15 protein-coding genes and 1 pseudogene are annotated in these 18,866 nt (G+C 65.7%); 9 read left to right on the forward strand and 7 right to left on the reverse strand.

Features of this window, described 5'->3' with window-relative positions; all coding sequences use genetic code 11:
* Positions 1-18: 18 nt before the first annotated feature.
* Positions 19-3,420: a PAS domain-containing sensor histidine kinase gene (locus tag ACQR1B_RS07805; RefSeq protein WP_434832034.1), complete on the forward strand. Its 3,402-nt coding sequence runs from the start codon at positions 19-21 to the stop codon at positions 3,418-3,420.
* Here ACQR1B_RS07805 and ACQR1B_RS07810 read toward each other — a convergent pair.
* Positions 3,405-4,609: pseudogene (locus ACQR1B_RS07810) on the reverse strand (NnrS family protein). The gene ACQR1B_RS07805 and the pseudogene ACQR1B_RS07810 sit on opposite strands and share 16 nt — an antisense overlap.
* Before the next feature lie 169 nt (positions 4,610-4,778).
* Between ACQR1B_RS07810 and ACQR1B_RS07815 the strand changes: the two are divergent.
* A complete protein-coding gene (locus ACQR1B_RS07815; RefSeq protein WP_434832035.1) occupies positions 4,779-5,495 on the forward strand; it encodes a Crp/Fnr family transcriptional regulator in 717 nt (238 codons plus the stop codon).
* Here ACQR1B_RS07815 and ACQR1B_RS07820 read toward each other — a convergent pair whose 3' ends face one another.
* Together ACQR1B_RS07820 and hemN are read right to left on the reverse strand one after the other, a co-directional pair.
* Complete coding sequence (locus tag ACQR1B_RS07820; protein WP_434832036.1) at positions 5,496-5,687, reverse strand: DUF1858 domain-containing protein; 192 nt, start codon at positions 5,685-5,687, stop codon at positions 5,496-5,498.
* Positions 5,688-5,779: 92 nt separating this feature from the next.
* Complete coding sequence (gene hemN, locus ACQR1B_RS07825; RefSeq protein WP_434832037.1) at positions 5,780-7,132, reverse strand: oxygen-independent coproporphyrinogen III oxidase; 1,353 nt, start codon at positions 7,130-7,132, stop codon at positions 5,780-5,782.
* A gap of 200 nt (positions 7,133-7,332) precedes the next feature.
* Between hemN and ACQR1B_RS07830 the strand changes: the two genes are divergently transcribed.
* A complete protein-coding gene (locus ACQR1B_RS07830) occupies positions 7,333-7,542 on the forward strand; it encodes a hypothetical protein (RefSeq protein ID WP_434832038.1) in 210 nt (69 codons plus the stop codon).
* An 81-nt stretch (positions 7,543-7,623) separates the two neighbouring features.
* Here the strand turns inward: ACQR1B_RS07830 and ACQR1B_RS07835 are convergent, their stop codons facing one another.
* Positions 7,624-7,785, reverse strand: a complete 162-nt coding sequence (locus ACQR1B_RS07835) for a hypothetical protein (RefSeq protein ID WP_434832039.1) — start codon at positions 7,783-7,785, stop codon at positions 7,624-7,626.
* A 245-nt stretch (positions 7,786-8,030) separates the two neighbouring features.
* Between ACQR1B_RS07835 and ACQR1B_RS07840 the strand changes: the two genes are divergently transcribed.
* The gene (locus ACQR1B_RS07840; RefSeq protein WP_434832040.1) at positions 8,031-9,749 is read left to right on the forward strand and encodes a hypothetical protein; all 1,719 of its coding nucleotides are present in this window, start codon (positions 8,031-8,033) and stop codon (positions 9,747-9,749) included.
* Positions 9,750-9,759: 10 nt separating this feature from the next.
* Here the strand turns inward: ACQR1B_RS07840 and ACQR1B_RS07845 are convergent, their stop codons facing one another.
* Both ACQR1B_RS07845 and ACQR1B_RS07850 read right to left on the reverse strand, forming a co-directional pair.
* Positions 9,760-10,410 carry a 3-oxoacid CoA-transferase subunit B gene (locus tag ACQR1B_RS07845; RefSeq protein ID WP_434832041.1) on the reverse strand — a complete coding sequence of 217 codons (651 nt, stop codon included), beginning with the start codon at positions 10,408-10,410 and terminating at the stop codon, positions 9,760-9,762.
* Complete coding sequence (locus tag ACQR1B_RS07850) at positions 10,410-11,138, reverse strand: CoA transferase subunit A (RefSeq protein WP_434832042.1); 729 nt, start codon at positions 11,136-11,138, stop codon at positions 10,410-10,412. Before ACQR1B_RS07850 ends, ACQR1B_RS07845 begins: the two co-directional genes overlap by 1 nt.
* A 310-nt stretch (positions 11,139-11,448) precedes the next feature.
* Here ACQR1B_RS07850 and ACQR1B_RS07855 point away from each other — a divergent pair, with 310 nt between their 5' ends.
* The 5 genes from ACQR1B_RS07855 to ACQR1B_RS07875 all read left to right on the forward strand — a co-directional run bounded on the left by ACQR1B_RS07855 (position 11,449) and on the right by ACQR1B_RS07875 (position 17,746).
* Positions 11,449-13,398 carry an AsmA family protein gene (locus ACQR1B_RS07855; RefSeq protein WP_434832043.1) on the forward strand — a complete coding sequence of 650 codons (1,950 nt, stop codon included), beginning with the start codon at positions 11,449-11,451 and terminating at the stop codon, positions 13,396-13,398.
* Positions 13,399-13,528: 130 nt separating this feature from the next.
* Positions 13,529-14,911: an ABC transporter substrate-binding protein gene (locus tag ACQR1B_RS07860; protein ID WP_434832044.1), complete on the forward strand. Its 1,383-nt coding sequence runs from the start codon at positions 13,529-13,531 to the stop codon at positions 14,909-14,911.
* Between the two features lie 117 nt (positions 14,912-15,028).
* Positions 15,029-15,904 (forward strand): carbohydrate ABC transporter permease, encoded by an 876-nt coding sequence (locus ACQR1B_RS07865; RefSeq protein ID WP_434832045.1) that lies wholly within the window; start codon positions 15,029-15,031, stop codon positions 15,902-15,904.
* Positions 15,901-16,752 carry a carbohydrate ABC transporter permease gene (locus tag ACQR1B_RS07870; protein WP_284420303.1) on the forward strand — a complete coding sequence of 284 codons (852 nt, stop codon included), beginning with the start codon at positions 15,901-15,903 and terminating at the stop codon, positions 16,750-16,752. The genes ACQR1B_RS07865 and ACQR1B_RS07870 overlap by 4 nt, the downstream gene beginning before the upstream one ends.
* A 7-nt stretch (positions 16,753-16,759) precedes the next feature.
* A complete protein-coding gene (locus ACQR1B_RS07875) occupies positions 16,760-17,746 on the forward strand; it encodes an alpha/beta hydrolase family protein (protein WP_434832046.1) in 987 nt (328 codons plus the stop codon).
* A 221-nt stretch (positions 17,747-17,967) separates the two neighbouring features.
* Here the strand turns inward: ACQR1B_RS07875 and ACQR1B_RS07880 are convergent, their stop codons facing one another.
* Complete coding sequence (locus tag ACQR1B_RS07880) at positions 17,968-18,780, reverse strand: ABC transporter permease (RefSeq protein WP_434832047.1); 813 nt, start codon at positions 18,778-18,780, stop codon at positions 17,968-17,970.
* Positions 18,781-18,866: the final 86 nt, after the last annotated feature.

Below are 18,866 nucleotides of genomic sequence, written 5' to 3' on the forward strand. Positions count from 1 at the left end.
CCCCAAGCCGTCGTTGCCATGACCCCCGCCGATCTCGAATTACAGGCCCTGAGCGATCCCCGGCTGGCCGTCCATGCCGCGGGAAGCCTGCCGGCGTGGCTCTGGTCGGCCGATGGCAGCCGCGTGTTGTGGGCCAATGCGATGGGCGCGCGCGTGTTCGGCGCGGCCAACGGCACGGCGCTGTGCGGGAAGACGTTCGGTCCGGCCGATTCGCATCGCCGTCAGATCGCGCAATTGGCGCGGCGGTTGCCCGAGACCGGCGCGCTCCGGCTCGAACGTCTGCGCGGCTTCGGCGCCTCCCTCGGCACGCTCGCGACCTGCGGCTGCGCCAGGATCGACTTTGCGGACGGCACGCGCGCCGTACTGATCACCAGCACCGACAACAGCAGCGGGCGCGGCTTTCCTCTCACGGAGCGCCTGAAGCGGCTCGTGGACAACAGCGAGCATGCACTGATCGCATTCACGCAAGACGGCCAGTTCGCCGGCATCAGCACGGCCGGGCGGCGGCTGTTCGGCATGTGCGACCTGAGCGAGCCCGGATTTGCGGCAGCCCGAAGCGCGGCGCTTGCCGATGGTGTCGCCGAGGTGACGTTCGGCGCCGAGCGCGCGGCGCTCTACCGCATCGGCAGCGGCCGTCAGGCCGGGCTGGTTGCGGCAGCCATGCCGGCACTGCCCGACGAGATGCAGGTGCCCACTCCCGATGCAGAACTCGGCGCACACGCCCCCGCGGCACCACAAGGTCCCGTGGACATTGCCTGCGCGGACGCGGCCGACACTCCGCCTGCTCCTTCGATGGATGACATGACCGAACGCTACACCGACTACGAAGCACCCGCCCTGTCCAACGAAGCGCCCGCCGAATTCCTGCTGGTCGACGGCGCTGCCGAGGCCGAGCCGCTCGCGCGGGTCCCGCAGGCGACGACCGACGGCCAGCCATCCGACTTCGCGCCGATGCACGCACAGGACGACACCTCGGTGATCGGAACCGGCGATCCGTCGACGCGCGGCCGTCGCCATCCGCTGCGCTTTTCGTGGCAGATGGATGCCGAGGGACGGTTCTCTATTGGCTCCGACGAGTTCGTCCGCCTGGTCGGCGCCCGAAGCGCCGCACATCTCGGCCGCCCGTGGCACCACCTCACGGAGACACTCGGACTGGATCCGGATGGGCGCGTCGGCGCCGCGATCGAGACGCGGCAAACCTGGAGCAACCTCGTCATCAGCTGGCCTGCCGATGGCGGCGAGAGTCTTCCCGTCGAACTCTCGGGACTACCGGTTCTCACCGGAGACAAGACCTATTCCGGTTATCGTGGCTTCGGCGTTTGCCGCGATCTCGATGTGCTGGACCGGTTGGAGACGCTGCGGCCGCCCGAGACGGGCGTGACCGAACATCCGCATGCCGGCGCAACCGGCCTTGCCCCGGCCGGTGTCGTCCCATCGCAGCTTGCTCAATCCGACCATGCACCGGCCGCAGATGCGCCGCCGCGGCGGGACAACATCACCGCGTCGGGACGCGACGCTTCCATTGTGGCCGAAGCGCCCCACATCGATGGTGTCGGACTCGAGCCGGCCGGAAACGTCGTGCCGTTCCGCGCCCCCGGCGAGACCAAGCTTCCGGCACTGACGCCGGTGGAGAACAATGCGTTTCATGAACTTGCGCGCCAGCTGTCGGCCCGGCTCGAGGGTGAAGTCCGCAACAGTCCGGCGGACGTTGCCGGCGCGCCGCTCGAACCGGCCTTGCGCGTGAGCGATCCGTTCGGGCCTCCGCCTCACCAGGATGCGTCGGCGACGGGCGAGATGGCGAGCGAGCACGCGACCGGGCTGCAGACCGAATGGCTGACGCCCGAAGCGCCGCCGGCCCACGGCGACAGCCAACGCGACCGGATCCTGCTCGATCTGCTGCCGACGGGCATGCTGATCTATCGGCTCGACCGGCTGCTCTATGCCAACCCGGCCTTTTTCAAGCAGATGGGCTATGCGGACCTGGCGACGCTGGAGCAGGCCGGCGGCCTCGACGCCCTCTATGTCGAGCCCGGCGCATCGTCGTCGACCGGCAAGTCGGAAGCCGGCACGCCGGTGACGATCTCGGCCGCCGACGGATCGTCCAGCGTGGAGATCAAGGCCGAGGCCCGCCTGTTCACGATCACCTGGGACGGTGACACCGCGCACGCCCTGATCTTCGCGCCGCCCCCCGGACCGGCCGCGGCGCTGCCGCCGGTCGCGGAGCCTTCACCGCCGCCGGTGACCGCTCCGGCCGCACCGGCTCCCCTCGTCGTCGCACCACCTCCCGCCGCCGGCCATGCCGATGCCGAAGACCTGGCTGCCATCCTCGACGTCACCGCCGAAAGCGTCCTGATGTTCGATGCCGGCGGCAACATTCACGCCTGCAATCGCAGCGCCGAGGCCTTGTTCGGCTACGACGGCGCCGCGTTCGTTCGCCGCAATCTCATCGAGCTGTTCGCACCGGAGAGCGCACGTCTGGTGTTGGATTATCTCGACTGCGTGCAGCACGCCGGTGCAGCAGGTCTGTTGGACCAGGGCCGCGAGGTGCTCGGCAAGGACGCCCAGGGTGGCGCCGTTCCGCTGTCGATGACGATCGGCCGCACCAGGGCCGATGGTCTGAACTTCTTTGCCGTGTTCCGTGACCTGTCGCAGCTCCGCCGCGGCGAAAGCGAGTTGCTGCAGGCGCGCCGCGTCGCCGACCGCGCCGCCAATGCCAAGGCCGACATGCTGGCCCGCATCAGCCACGAGGTGCGCGCGCCGCTCAACGCGATCATCGGCTTCGCCGAGGTGATGATCGGCGAACGCTTCGGCACGCTCGGCAACACGCGCTACGCCGAATACATGAAGGACATCCGCACCTCCGGCGAACGCGTGGTGTCGCTGATCGACGACCTGCTCGAACTGTCGCGCATCGAGACCGGCAAGCTCGAGCTCGCCTTCACCAGCCAGAACCTCAACGAACTGATCGAGAGCTGCGTTGCGGTCATGCAGCCGCAGGCCAACCGCGCCCGCATCATCATTCGGACCTCGTTGTCGCAGTTGCTCCCGCCGGTCATCGCCGACGCGAGAGCGTTGCGCCAGATCGCCCTGAACCTGATCTCGGCCTCGATCTCGCTGGCCAATCCCGGCGGTCAGGTCATCGTCTCGACCGCGCTGTCGGATTTCGGTGAGGTGGTGCTGCGCGTCCGCGACACCGGACACGGATTGAACGATCACGCCGTGGCCGCGGCGCTCGAACCCTTCCGTGCGCCGGGGGCCGCCGAGCAGAGCGCCGATGGATCGGGCCTCAATTTGTCGCTGACCAAGGCACTGGTCGAAGCCAACCATGCCCAGCTCCACATCAAGGCGGCGCCGAAGTCCGGCACGCTGATGGAGGTCGTGTTCTCGCGCGCGATCCCCCGAAATCAGAGCGCCGGCTGAGCCGATCCCGCCGAACGCACCGCGAGCGAACGGAGCCGGAGACCGAGCAGCAGCGGGCCGAACGCCAGCACGAAGCCCGCGAATGCAACGATCCAGGCGGACGCCGCCACGTGCAGCAGGATCCCCGCATGGGCCGGCAGCAACACGGCACAGATCCGCGTCACCGCCGCGACGATGATCCCCAGATAGATCGCCTGGGTCGCGACGGAAGCCGTCAGCGCCTGGCCGGTATGGCCGAGCGTGGCGCGCGTCATCACCGCAAGCGTCATGGTCCCCGCAGCGCCGACCATCCAGGCATGCAGCCCGGCGCTCGGCAGCACCATCCGAAGCTCGCAGCCGCATTGAGCAGGAAGCCCAGCGGCACGAAGGCGTAGCCGACATGCAGGATCACGAGCAGCCGTTCGCGCGTGGTGCGGTCGCCAGCCCAGCGTGCGAGCCTCACCGCATGCAGCACGCCCGCCGCAGCCAGAGCGAGCCCGATGCCGCCGCTGTCCGGCGCCACGATCCAGCCGAGCAGGGTCAGCGCACTGAACGCCACGACGGCCGTGTCGAAGCGGCCGAACGGCGCCGGCAGCCGGCCGGGATTGTATTTCACCAGCCAGTTGCGCGTGAAGCTCGGCGTGATGCGGCCGCCGATCAAAGCCAGCAACAGCACGATCACGGCAACGCCGATGCGGATGGCGTCGTCCGCCGACCCGCGCAGATGCGCCTCGATATGGAACGCGACGTTGCCGGCGCACAGCACACCGACGATGGCGACGACCGGCAGATTGCGCCAATTCCGGCCGGCGACGATTTCGCGCGCGGCGGCCAGGACCACCAGCAGCAGAAAGCTCGCATCGATCGGCAGCGCGGCCCACCACGGCAACGACAGCGTCACGGCCACCCGCCCGGCCAGCCACGCCGCGACGAGCGAGAGCAGCGGCAGGCCACGGATCGGCAGCCGTCCGGTCCAGTTCGGAATCGCCGTGAACAAAAAGCCGGTGACGATTGCCGGCAGATAGCCATAGAGCATCTCGTGCACGTGCCAGTCGCGCGGCGCGAACACCGCGTTCAGCGTCAGCTCACCGGAATAGGCCGGAAGCCAGATCAGGATCGACAGCGCGGCCTGGATTGCGCCGAGCAGGAAGAACGGCCGGAACCCGTTGGCGAGAACGCTCCAGCCCTGATAGTTGCGCGGAATGGCCATGTGCAAGCTCGCTCTGACGACGGCGGGAACGGCGCCGGTCGGGCGCCATGGTCGACATGTAGTTGAACCTCGACTGCAACAGGTTGCGCCAGCACAAACTTCCGATGGATTGCAAAAACGTGGTATTGAGCGGCGCTGGTTTCGGGCGCGCTGCGCCGCGGAGAACATCATGGCTTCCATCGACCGCTCGCTGGTCGCGCACCTGCCGCTGTTTGCAGGGCTCGGTGCCGAGGATCTCACCGAGGTGTTGCGTGAGGCGCGCTCCCTTCGCGTGCCTCGCAACGGCGCGGTGTTCGAACAGGGAGCCGATGCGACCTCGCTCTTCCTGCTGCTCCACGGCCATGTGCGCGCCAGCAAGACGACGCCGACCGGCGACCAGATCGTGGTCCGCTATGTCGTCCCCGGCGACACCTTCGGCGTCGCACCGGCCATCGGCCTGCAGCACTATCCGGCCACCGCCACCGCGGTCGACGACAGCGTCGTGCTGGCCTGGCCGTCCGCCGCATGGCCGCGTCTGGTGTCGCGGTTTCCGTCACTGGCCGCGAACGCGCTGCAGACCGTCGGCCAGCGCCTGCAGGAGACCCATGCCCGCGTCATCGAGATGTCGACGCAGCAGGTCGAGCAGCGCATCGCGCATGCGCTGCTCCGGCTCGCCAACCAGGCCGGCCGCAAGCTCGATCACGGGGTGCAGATCGACTTTCCGATCAGCCGGCAGGACATCGCGCAGATGACCGGCACAACGCTGCATACGGTGAGCCGGATTCTGTCCGGTTGGGAGCAGCTTGGCCTGGTCGAAAGCGGCCGTCAGAAGATCGTGCTGCGCGAACCGCACAAGATCGTGCTGCTGGCCGAGCAGAACTCCGACACCGCCGCATCCCGCTCCTGATCACGTTCCCGCACACAGCGCCGAGAGAAAGGTGTCGGTATCGACGCCATGCTCGCGGCAGGCATCTGCGACATTGTGGAAGCAGGCGATCGGGCAGCCGACGCAGCGCATCCCAAAGGCGAGAAAGACGCGGATCGTCTCCGGCTTTTGCCGCATGACGTCGTCGACCAGTTCATCGAATGAGATGGGCATGCGCGCCTCCACTCCAGAGCGAATGGTAGGCGCCATGCCGCCGGCCGTCTTTGTCGCGGCACAAGCACCGCGAGCCAATATCGACCTGTTTGCTACACTGCCCGGCTGTGCAGCTGCTTCGACGCATCGAGATGCGCATCGAACGCTGCGGCCACGCTGCGCACCAGGAACCGCGAGTGCTCGGTGACGGCAATCGCGCTGCCGTTCAGCTCGACGACGCCGTCGGAAATCAGCGACTGCAGCCGTGGCGCCGATCTCAGCATGTCATCGGTTGCCATGCCGTGCCGGGTGCAGATGACATCGAGGTCGACACCATAGTCGCACATGATGCGCTCGATGATGTCGGCCCGCAGGCGGTCGTCATCGGTCAGACCATAGCCCTTCACGGTGGCGAGATTGCCCGACGCGATTTTCTCCTCGTAGGCGCGCACCTGGGGCGCGTTCTGAACATAGCCTTGCGGCAGCTGGCCGATCGCCGAGGCGCCGAAGCCGAGCAGCAGGTCGTTGGCGTCGGTCGTGTAGCCCTGAAAATTGCGATGCAGCCGGCCCTCGCGGAAGGCAATCGTCATCGGGTCGGCCGGCAACGCGAAATGGTCGAGCCCGATCTGGACATAGCCCGCCTCCTTCAGCGCGTCGGCAATGGCGCAGGCCTGATCGTAACGCGCCAGACTGTCCGGCAGCGCTTCGTCCTGGATCTTGCGCTGGTGCGTCTTGAAGGACGGCACGTGGGCATAGCCGAACACGGACAGCCTGTCGGGACGCAGGTCGATGGCGCGCCGCACGGTGTCGAGACACGACGCCACGCTCTGATGCGGCAGGCCGTAGATCAGGTCGAAATTGATGCCGGCAACGCCCGCCTGACGCAGCCCGTTGGTGGCCTCGGCGGTCTGCTCGAAGCTCTGCACCCGGTTGATGGCCTGCTGCACCCGTGGATCGAAGCTCTGCACGCCCAGGCTGGCGCGGTTGACGCCGCTCAGCGCCAGTGCGGCGATCATCGCCGGCGTCAGCGTGCGCGGATCGATCTCGATGGCGATCTCGGCCGACGGCAGCACGAAGAAGGAATGGCGCAGCGATCCGACCAGATCGGCGAACGACTCCGGCGCCATGATGGTGGGCGTGCCACCGCCGAAATGGATGTGGCCGACCTGAAGCCGCCGGCCGATCTGGCGCGAAACCATGTCGATCTCGCACCGCAACGCAGACTCGTAGACTGCGATCGGTTCGTCGCGCTTGGCGATCATGGTGTTGCAGCCGCAATACCAGCACATCGAACGGCAGAACGGCACGTGCAGGTACAGAGACGCGGTGGCGTTCGAGGGGATCGCACGCAGCCACTCCGCATAGGTGGATGCGCCCACAGCGGCCGAGAAATGCGGCGCCGTGGGATAGCTCGTATAGCGCGGAAGGCGCTCCTGTCCGTAGCACGCGGCGAGATCTGGTCTCATGTCCTTGCCTGTCCAGCTGGATTTGGACGTGTTTGACACGAGGCGAGAGAAGCGGCCTTGAGCCTCCTCAAGGCGCCGCGGCAGATGCCCCGTCAACGTGCCAGTAGAACCCCGGGTTTCGCCATCGACATTGCGCTTCGTCAAAGTGGCGTAACCATTTCGCCTGATGATCGGATCATTCACGATTCGAGGGACCCGCAATGGAAGCTCTGGACCTGCTCGTTCGCTTGTTCGCTGCCCTCACCACCATCCGCGGTCATATTCCCCAATCCGACGGGTTCTATTCCTTCCGCGACGACTCGGCGCCGAGCGGCGTGCTCGGCAACATCGCCATGTTCCTGACCACGCTGTTCTGCATCGCAGCCGGGGTCGCCTTCGTCGTGCTGCTGGCGGTACGCTGGCTGAGCTGACGCGGACATCGGGCGCGGATGGCTTCATACCTGCGCGCGGGTTGCCGCATGACCGCTCCAGCCTTTTCTCTCAGCACCGTTTCACGCCTTCAGATGCAGCTTGCCGGTGCAATTCATCGGCACGCCGGACACCGCCCGCTCTGCCGGTTTCGCAAGTGCCAAATTGATTGCAACACAAACAGGACCGGTTTCAGCGGGCGCATGGTGATCGCGGCACGACAGACCAATGAAGAAGCGATCCATGGTCCGCGAGCAGCCTGCATGGAGCACGAGCACAGCGCGGCTATTCAGCCGGCTGATCCGCGACCTCCGGATCTGAGGTCGGGATCTCCAACTACGTGACCAGCTAGTCCCAGGCGCGGCGATTGCCGGTGCCATCGCACTGGTACAAATGACAGTCACCCAATATCAACTTTTGGTTGCGAAAATCAAGCTATAAACGCTAGACAATTGCCGTTGAGAGACGCGGGACGGACCAGGAGGCGAGTGTGGTTTCTCGACATCCGCCGGTCTTCTTCGCGTCCGACCTGCATGGGTACGGCATCGGCAACACCGGCTGGTTCGACGACAATTCTCCGCGCGCACTGGCCGGACGCTGCCTCGTCGACGCACTCGAATATCTCCGGACATCGCCGAAATTTGCCGCCAAGGACTGGCACGTGGTGAATGCGAACGCCGCGCGCATCGTCCACCAATGTCTTGCGGACACCGCGCTGGCGCGACGCGACATCCTCGATCGCGTGGCGCCCGCCATCGATGAGATCTGCGCGCAGATCGTCGCGAGCCGCCAATATCGCATTCCGTTCTACGGCGACGATTTCTGGGACTGGGCCAGCGTGGTCGACGCCTTCTGCGAGGTGCAGACGGTCTCCGTCACTGCAGCACGTGTCGCCAAGCGCGAACTCGACCAGTTTCGCAGGACCGTCCACATCCGCATGCCGAGCGGGCTCTCGGTCGGCGATCCCGATCAGGAGTGGTTTGGACCTGCGGTCGCGACGCGTGCCCATCGGCTGCTGAACACGCGCGCCTCGGGCTTCGATCCGGACTTGCGCCATGAATTGCAGGCCCAGGCGCTCGAACGCATCGAGCGCGGCCGATATCGCGGCCGGCAGGTGACGCCGTGGCAGCTCAGCTGGCACTACGGTCAGGTGGTCGGCGAATTTCAGCGCGCCGCGGGCGATCAAGCGGCCGAGCTGGCCGACTTCGCCTGGCTCGCCGTGCCGCTCGAACCCGGCAAGCGCGCGATGGTGCTCGCGCGCATCCTGCAGGGGGCCGGCGCGGTCAAGGACCGCCGAACGCTGTTACAGGCGCTCGACGAGCTCTATCGCTGCGAGACGCCGGGCCGTCCGCTCGGCCAGGGCGTGATCGGCGCCAGCGTGGAAGCCTGCCTGGACGTGCTCGAAGCGTTGTGGCCGCAGCTCGACGATCGAGATAAGGCCGGCATCAACACGATGCTCGACGCGCTGCGCTTTCTCCACGCCAAAGCCCACACGATCGGCTTCATCGTCGAGACGCCGGAGGACATCGAAGGTCTGATCCAGGCTATGGGGCCGGGCACGCTGATCGAACAGCGCAACGTCGCACGCGCGATCATCAGGCATTCCTGCTTCCATGCGGTGATCTGCCTCGGCCGGTCGATGACCGAGGTCGCGAGCGCCGCAGCGGTCGCGATCGAGGAACATGGCGCACGGTGGCTGATCATGCCGGGCCGCGCGCATGCGCTCGGACCCGCGCTTGCGCAGGCCGCCCAGGGCGCCCGCTTCGTCGGCGCCGGCCCGGGCGATCTCGTGATCGCGACCGCGGTCGCGCCATTCCGGATCGAGATCAAGGTGCGCGATGCGCTCAGCATCGCCGAGCCGCCGTTTCCGAATGACGGCATGATCATCCCCGCCGACGCGGAGCTATGCCGCCTCGCACATGAATCGGCGGCCACCATGCTCGACGAGATCGGCGTGTTCTTCGAGGGAATGACGGTCACGCGCAATGGCGGCGGCACCGCCGCCGAAATTTCGGCGGCGTTTCCAGGCGCCCTCGCCACCGATGAAACGTCCTATATGATGGCGCTGACCTGCCTCACGCATGCCGTGCCCTGTCTCGTCGTCCAGAGTCTGGCGGAGATGCCGCCGCAGGCACCGGCGCGTTCGGCACGCAACGCCGGCTGCCGCCTCGCCGTCAAGGTCGCGGAGACGCTGTGCCGGCGCTGGTAGCGGCGCGCCTTCAGGAATTCTTAAGGGCGACCCGGAATTCGGCTTCGGTCTTGGCCTTGACCTCGTCCAGCGTCACGCCGTCGGCAAGCTCGATCAGGGCCATGCCGTCATTGCCGTGCTTGTCGATCGTGAACACCGCGAGATCGGTCACGACCATGTCCACGACGCGCTCGCCGGTCAGCGGCAGGTTGCACGACTTCAGCAGCTTCGGCCCATCCTTGGCGGTGTGCTCCATCACGACGACCACGCGCTTGACGCCGGCGACGAGATCCATCGCGCCGCCCATGCCCTTCACCATCTTGCCGGGGATCATCCAGTTGGCGAGATCGCCGTTCTGGGCGACCTGCATCGCACCAAGGATCGACAGGTCGATGTGGCCGCCGCGGACCATCGCGAACGAATCCGCCGAGGAGAAATAGCTCGTGATCGGCAGCTCGGTGACGGTCTGCTTGCCGGCGTTGATCAAGTCGGGATCCTCTTCGCCCTCATAGGGGAACGGACCCATGCCGAGCATGCCGTTCTCGCTCTGCAGCGCGACGTCGACGCCCGGCGGAATGAAGTTCGAGACCAGCGTCGGAATGCCGATGCCGAGATTGACGTAGTAGCCGTCCCGCAGCTCCTTGGCGGCGCGCGCCGCCATCTGCTCTCGCGTCCAGGCCATCACACTTCCTCCCCGGCTGCCGCGGCGGCTTCACGTTTGCGGACGGTGCGCTGCTCGATGCGCTTGAGCTCGGTTCCGACCTGGATGATGCGCTTCACGAAGATGCCGGGCGTATGGATGTGGTCGGGATCGATCTGGCCGGCCGGCAGCAGATGCTCGACCTCCGCGACCGTGACCCTGGCCGCCGTGGCCATCATCGGGTTGAAGTTGCGCGCGGTCTTCCGGTAGACGAGGTTTCCTGCGGTGTCGCCCTTCCAGGCGTGCACGATCGCGAGATCGGCGAACAGGCCGCGCTCCATCAGATATTTCTGCCCGTCGAACTCACGGACTTCCTTGCCCTCGGCGACCAGCGTGCCGACGCCGGTCTTGGTGAAGAAGGCCGGGATGCCGGCGCCGCCGGCGCGGATGCGTTCGGCCAGGGTGCCCTGCGGACAGAATTCGAGCTCCAGCTCGCCGGCCAGATATTGCTGAGCGAACAGCTTATTCTCGCCGACATAGGACGAGATCATCTTCTTGATCTGCCGCGTTTCCAAAAGCCGGCTGAGGCCGATGCCGTCGACGCCGGCATTGTTGGAGACGACGGTGAGATCCTTGACCCCGGACTCGCGAATGGCGTCGGACAGCGTTTCTGCAATGCCACAGAGGCCGAACCCGCCGGACATGATGGTCATGCCGTCCTTGAGAAGGCCCGCAAGGGCGGATTTGGCGTCCGGATAGACCTTGTTCATGCGGGCATGACCTGATGGAGGACGGCGACAGCGTGGATATCGACCGGATTATTAGGCGAAATCTTCGCAATGCGTCAATGATGCCTTCCCAAGGTGCACATCCTGCTTTAGCTGTCGCGCTGGCGCGTGACTCCGGGATGATCCGGAGTGCGGACTTGACGGCTTCCGCCGCAATCCCGCCACACCGGCGGCGCGGCCTTGAAAGCGTCAAGAAAACGCATCAAGTTGTTGATGTTGGCAAGGGTTTTCGGCGCGCCCTGCCCATCCTCCGTAAACAGCGATCCGACGACCCCAGGACATGCCAGTGACCATGGCCCAAGGAATGAGGCGCCTCGGCACGCCGATCGCGGTGCTGCTCGGCATCGCGTTCGTGGGCCTGCTGGCGAGCTCCTGGCTGATCAATCGCGAGGTACTGCGGCGCGCGGTCGAGACGCAGATCCGCGCCGTGACCGGGCTCGAACTCGTCGTCAAGGGACATATCGACGTCTCCTTGTTCCCCGGCAGCTACGTCTCCTTTCACGACGTCGGCCTGAAGGGCAGCGGCACCGAGGACCCCGCTCTGCGCGTCGACGTGCTGACCGCAAATCTTCAGTTGCTGCCGCTGCTGCTGCAGCGCTTCGAGATCGCCGACGTCATGATGCTGCGGCCGCAGATCAACGTGACCCGCGAGGCCGACGGCCGCAGCAACTGGACCCCCTTCATCGAGACCATCGCGCACACCATGCGGCCGGGTCCCGACAGCCAGATGTCGTTCTCCGAGATCCGCATCCAGGATGGCATCCTGGTCTACGAAGATGCCGATCATCATGCCTCCGAGCGGCTCGACGACATCGACCTGTCGCTGGCCTGGCCGTCGATCTCGCGCTCCTTCGCGGCGACCGGCCAATTCGATTGGCGCGGCCAGCGCATCGAGGGCTCGATCAGCGTCAGCGACTTCCTGGCCGCGCTGTCGGGAGACCGCTCCGGCCTCAAGATGCGCCTTGCCAGCCCGCCCCTGAAGGTCGCGTTCGACGGCACGATCGCCAATCGCACCAGCACGCTGATGGAAGGAACGCTGACCGTCGACAGCCCGTCGCTGCGCGACGCCTTGCGCTGGACCGGACAGACGCCGCTCGGCAGCGGCGGCTTCGGCCGCTTCGCGCTGCGCGCGCGCGCCAACGTGGTCGGAGCCTCGATCGCGCTCACCAACGTCAATGTCGAGCTCGACGGCAACACCGCCGAAGGCGTGATGACCTACGCCAACAACGGCCGGCAGGCGCTGCAGGCGACGCTCGCGGCCGACGCGCTCGACTTCACCCCCTACATCTCGACCTTCCGGCTGCTTGCCAACGGCGCGCGCGACTGGAATCGGCAGATGTTCGATCTGAAGGCCCTGTCCACGACCGACCTCGACATGCGGCTATCGGCCGCAAAGGTCATCGTCGGCTCCTCGAAGCTGGGGCGGACGGCGTTCGGGGCGAACCTGCGCAACGGCGTGCTCGCGCTCTCGGTCGGCGAAGCCCAGATGTATGGCGGCGTGGTGCGCGGCTCGTTCGGCGTCGCCCGGGCAGATACGGTCGCGGACGTGAAGGCCGAACTGCAATTCATCGACGTCGATCTGCAGGCCTGTGCCAACGAGATGTTCGGCATCTCCTCGCTGTCGGGACGCGGCAATCTCAACATCTCGCTGACCGCGTCGGGCTCGAGCCCGTTCGGGCTCGCGCAATCGCTCGACGGCAGCGCCAATCTGCAGGGCCATGACGGCGCGGTCTCCGGTTTCAACGTCGAACAACTGCTGAAGCGGCTGGAGCGCAGCCCGCTGTCGCGCGGCGGCAATTTCCGCACCGGCTCGACCCCCTACGATTCACTGACCATCGCCGTGAAATTCGCCGATGGCGTCGCGACCGCGGAGGACATCCGCGTCGAAAGCCCGACCGCGCGGATCACCATGACCGGCACCGCGTCGGTGCCGAGCCGCGAATACGACTTCAAGGGCGTGGCGAGCCTGTTGTCGAGTGGCAGCGGCAGCAACGGCTTCGAACTGCCATTCGTCGTGCAGGGGCCCTGGGAAGATCCGCTGATCTTTCCCGATCCGGAAAGCCTGATCCGCCGCGCACCGGCGGCAGCACCGCTGCTCGATGCGGTGAAGGACCGCAAGACGCGGGACGCAGTTCGCTCGGTGCTGGAGCGCTTCACTGGCGGCGGGCTGCGCCCCGCCCAGCAGGACGCCACGCCACCGCAGGCTGATGCTCCGGAGAACAGTCCCACCAAACAGAACTGACGCGCCGGCGTCGGCTCTCGCCTCCGCCGCACGACCTATGTCTGATATATTACTTCTGGATCGCATCGAATCCCTGGGATAGTGTCCACCACAACCGATCAAGCAAGATCGGCGGATCAGGGAGAGACACGTGAAATCCAGGGGAATGGGTGCGCTTTCAATCGCAGTCGCAGCCGCCGGGCTTTTTTGCGCTGCAGCACCAGCCATCGCTCAGGACACCATCACGATCTGGTGGAGCAAGGGCTTCTACAAGTCCGAAGACGATGCGCTGCTCAACGTCGTCAAGAAATTCGAGGCCAAGACCGGCATCAAGGTCGAGCTGTCGCAATACGCGATCCAGGACATGATCCCCAAGACGGTCGCAGCTCTGGATTCCGGCACCGTGCCGGATGTCGCCTATGCCGACACCTACGACGTCCAGGCCCAGGGCAAATGGGCCTACGAGGGCAAGCTCGAGGATCTCACCGACATCCTGGAGCCGATGAAATCGGCGTTTGCACCAAACACGATCGAGACCGCCAATCTCTATAACAACGTCACCAAGAAGAAGGCCTATTACGGCTTCCCGCTGAAGCAGCAGAGCATGCACGTCCAGATCTGGGGCGATCTGCTGGAGAAGGCCGGCTTCAAGGCCAGCGACATTCCCACCAAGTGGGAGGACTACTGGACGTTCTGGTGCGACAAGGTGCAGCCGGGGATCCGCAAGGCGACCGGCCAGCGCCTGTACGGCGTCGGCCAGCCGATGGGCGTGGAATCCACCGATTCGTTCCAGTCGTTCTACACCTTCATGGACGCCTACAACGTCAAGCTCGTCGACGACGACGGCAAGCTGCTGGTCGACGATCCCAAGGTGCGCGAGGGACTGACAAAGGCGCTCAAGGACTATACCGACACCTACATCAAGGGCTGCACGCCGCCGTCCTCGACGACCTGGAAGGACCCGGACAACAACGTCGCCTTCCACAACAAGACCATCGTGATGACCCACAACTTCACGATCTCGATCGCGGCGAAGTGGTTCGAGGACTCGACCAACCCCGCGCTGACGCCCGAGCAGCGCGCCGCCGGCAAGAAGGCCTATGAGGAGGACATCATCACCGCGTCCTTCCCGAACAAGCCCGACGGCACGCCGATCAAGTATCGCTCCGACGTCAAGACCGGCCTGATCTTCAGCAATGCGAAGAACAAGGCACAGGCCAAGGAGTTCATCAAGTTCCTGATGCAGGAGGAGAACCTCGGGCCGTATGTCGAGGGCGCGCTGGGCCGCTGGTTCCCGGTCACGACCGCCGGTCAGAAGAGCCCGTTCTGGCAGGCCGACCGCCATCGCAAGGCCGTCTACACCCAGTTCACCGGCGGAACCTCGCCGTTCGACTTCACCAAGAACTACAAGTTCACGATTCTCAACAACGAGAACGTCTGGGCGAAGGCGATGAACCGCGTCGTCAGCGAGAAGGTGCCGGTCGAAAAGGCCGTCGACGAGTTGATCGCGCGCCTGAAGGAGGTCGCGGGCTAGTCTCTCGCGTCGCGATGCACTAGCCTTGAGACCCTGACAACGACAACACGTGCCGGCCGCAGCGCATGCGGCCGGTTCGGCTATCGGCGGGAAGAAACGACCCGGGACAAAACGACCATGGCGATCACGCTCTCAGCTTCCGATTCCGCGCTCGTGGAGGCGCCACGCCCGGTGCTGCTGACACCGTCCCAGGTGTGGGGCATCGTCATGCTCGCGCCCTACCTGTTCGTCTTCCTCGCCTTCGTCGTCTATCCCGTCGGCTACGGCCTGTGGCTGGCGCGGGACCCGGCCAGCTATGTGGCGCTGTACAACGATCCGATCTTCGCGCGCGCCGCCGTCAACACGCTGATCTTCCTCCTGGTCGGCATCAATCTGAAGATGCTGATCGCGCTGTTCCTGTCCGGCTTCTTCATTCAGCAGCGCGGCTGGATCAAATGGCTGTCGGTCATCTTCATCCTGCCCTGGGCGGTGCCGTCGATCCCGACGATCCTGTCGGTGCGCTTCATGCTCAATCCCGAATGGGGCATGGTCAACCATCTGATCTTCAACCTCACCGGCGATGACGGCCCGAACTGGCTCAACGATCCGACGATCGCGCTGTCGATGGCAATCGGCATGCACATCTGGAAGTCGCTGCCGTTCTGGACCTTGATCCTGATGACCGGGCGGCTGGCGATCTCGCACGATCTGTTCGAGGCCGCCGAGGTCGACGGCGCCACTTGGTGGCAGAAGTTCCGCTACATCACCTGGCCGTCGATGCAGACGCTCTACATCACCTGCACGCTGCTCTCGATGATCTGGACGCTCGGCGACTTCAACAGCGTCTATCTTTTGACCGGCGGCGGCCCGGCCGACCTCACCCACGTGCTGTCGACGCTCGGTATCCGCTATCTCCGGCTCGATCAGCTCAGCCTCGCCATGGCATCGATCGTCTGCGCCATGCCGCTGGTGCTGCCTTTGGTCTATTTCATGATGAAGCGGTTGTCGCGATGAAGCTCCCCTCCCTCCGCGAAGTCGGCACCGAAGCCCGGCTGCTGCTGATCGGCATCCCCGTCTTCATCTGGACGATGATCCCGATCTATCACATGTTCCTGTTCGCCATCTCGCCGAAGGAGGACGCGTTCTCGGGCAAGCTGTGGCCTGACCATCCGACCTTGCACAATTTCTCGATCGTGTTTCATCAGCAGCATTACTTCCTGCGCGACTTCTGGGTCCAGTTCGGCAACTCCGTCGTCATCGCCGTCGCCGTTGGCGCGCTGACGCTGATCATTGCGACCTGCGCGGCCTACGCGATCTCGCGCCTGCGCGTGCCCGGCAGCCGGATCGTGATGAACCTGGCGCTGTTCACCTATTTCATTCCGGCGGCTTTCCTCGCGGTGCCGATGTATCGCACCATGGGCAAATACGGCCTGCTCAACAATGACTGGTCGCTGATCCTGGCCATGGTCACCATCGCCTCGCCCTACGCGATCTGGGTGCTGAAGCAGGCGTCCGACAAATTGCCCGTCGAACTCGACGAAGCCGCCGTCATGGATGGCGCGAGCCCGCTGCAGATCTTCCGCCTCGTCTACGTGCCGCTGATGATGCCGTCGCTGGTCGCGATCGGCACCTATGCGGTGCTGCTGGCCTGGAACGAATATCTCTACGCGTTCCTGCTCCTGTCGAACGACAAGGCGATCACCCTGCCCGTGGCGCTCGGCAACTTCCTGGCCGCCGACGACTCGCCGTGGGAACTCTTGATGACCACCGGCTTCATCTACGCGCTGCCGCCGGCCGCGGTCTACTACGCCTTCAAGCGCTACATGGTGGGCGGGCTCACTGCCGGCGCCGTCAAATCGTGAAGCACTGATGCGGGTCGGGTTTCGTCAAGGACAGTTCGAGGACGCATCGCGGCCGAACTGGGACGGCGACGCGGCGCGTCCCATCCACTGGTTCGCGTGGTACCCGGCCGCTGAGGATGCGATCGAAGCCGCGCTGTCCGTCGCGCCGTGGCCGCAGGGCTGGTTCAAGACCGGACCGGTGGCTTTGAATGCGCCACTTGCCGGCAACGGGCCGTATCCGCTGGTGGTCTACTCGCACGGCACCGGTTGCAACGGCCTGCAATTCGAATGGCTGGCGAGAGAGCTGGCGAGCCACGGCTTCATCGCGGTCGCCGTCAATCATCACGGCAACAGCAATGCCGAGCCCGACCGGGCCGAGGCCTTCCTGTGCTCCTGGGAGCGGCCGCGCGACATCTCCTTGCTGATCGACCACCTCGTCGCTGATCCCGACTTCGCAGGTCGTATCGACGAAAACCGCATCTTCGCCGTCGGCTACTCGCTCGGCGGTGTCACGGCCACCGCCCTGCTCGGCGCCATCATGATCCGCTCGCCATTCGAGCCCGGCGCCAATCTTGGCCGCGGGCCGCGCGAGTTTCCCGATCTCGTCGATCATCTGCCGCGCCTGATGGACCAGAGCCAGATCTTCCGCGACTCCTGGGCGCGCATGTCGGCGTCGTATCACGACCCGCGCATCAAGGCCGCGCTGCTGCTGGCGCCGGGACGGTCGGTGCAGGGCTTCTCCGCGGACAGCGTCGCCGCGATCAATGTGCCGACGCACATCATGGTCGGCGGCGCGGATGCGCTGCTGCCGGCGGCGCGCTGGCTGCATGAGCGCTTGCCGGACAGCGCGTTCGACATCGTCGCTGCTGACGCCGGACATTACGTGTTCTTGCCGGAAAGCACCGAGCTCGGCCGCACCTCCGATCCGGCCATCTGCGCCGATCCGCCGTCGGTCGACCGCGCGGCGATCCATCGGACGGTGATCGCCGCCGCCTTGAAGCTGTTCGCGCGTTGATCGACGCTGTTACAGCATTCGCGGTCATCTTCGCGAGTTACGCCCGTGTGAACCCAGCAAGCCTCCACATCCCCGGCTGTCATGCCCGCGCAGGCGGGCATCCAGTACGCCGCGGCCTCTCGGTGCTCTCACAGGCGTCTCGGCGGACTGGATTGCCCGGTCAAGCCGGGCGATGACGGCTGTTCTGGAGCGACCTGACAGGCCCGTCGCAATGAGAGCTCTCATAGCGGCGCTGCGCTCTCGCCGCGGTCGCTGGACAGTTTTGACGCCAGCGAGGCGATCACGATCACAACGGCAATGAGTCCAATCACCAGCGTGCAGATCGCGTTGATCTCCGGCTTCACCCCGAGCCGCACCTCCGAATAGATCCGGATCGGCAGGGTCGCCGAGCCCGGTCCCGTGGTGAAGCTCGCGATCACGAGATCATCGAGCGACAGCGTGAAGGCCAGCATCCAGCCGGCGACCACCGCCGGCGCGATCAGCGGCAAGGTCACCATGATGAACGCGCGCAACGGATCGCAGCCGAGATCCATCGCCGCCTCCTCCAGGCTGCGGTCGAGCGAGACCAGCCGCGACTGAACGACCACGGCAACGAAGCACATCGTCAGCGTCGTATGGGCGATCGTCACCGTCCAGAAGCCGCGCTCGGCCTCGAACGCCACGAACAGCAAGAGCAGCGACAAGCCGGTGATGACCTCGGGCATCACCAGCGGCGCATACAGCATGCCGGAGAACAGCATACGGCCGCGAAAGCCCTCGCCGCGCGACAGCGCCACGGCGGCGAGAGTGCCGAGCACGGTCGCCACCGTCGCCGAGGTGGCGCCGACGCGCAGGCTCATCCAGGCCGCATCGATCATCGCACGGTCATTGAAGAACTCGTGATACCAGCGCAGCGACCAGCCGCCCCACACCGTCACCAGCCGTGAGGCATTGAACGAGTAGATCACCAGGATCAGGATCGGCAGATAGAGGAACGCGAGCCCCAGCGTCAGCGAAGCGACGTTGAAGCGCGACAGGCGGGAGGGATTAGGCATGAACGACGAACTCCTGCCTGACAACAAGCGCAACCTGTCCTGTAGTCCTCCGCGTCACGGCAGATATTGAGCAGCGTTGGCTGTCG

This window comes from Bradyrhizobium oligotrophicum, from assembly GCF_051168495.1.
Taxonomy (GTDB): domain Bacteria; phylum Pseudomonadota; class Alphaproteobacteria; order Rhizobiales; family Xanthobacteraceae; genus Bradyrhizobium; species Bradyrhizobium oligotrophicum_A.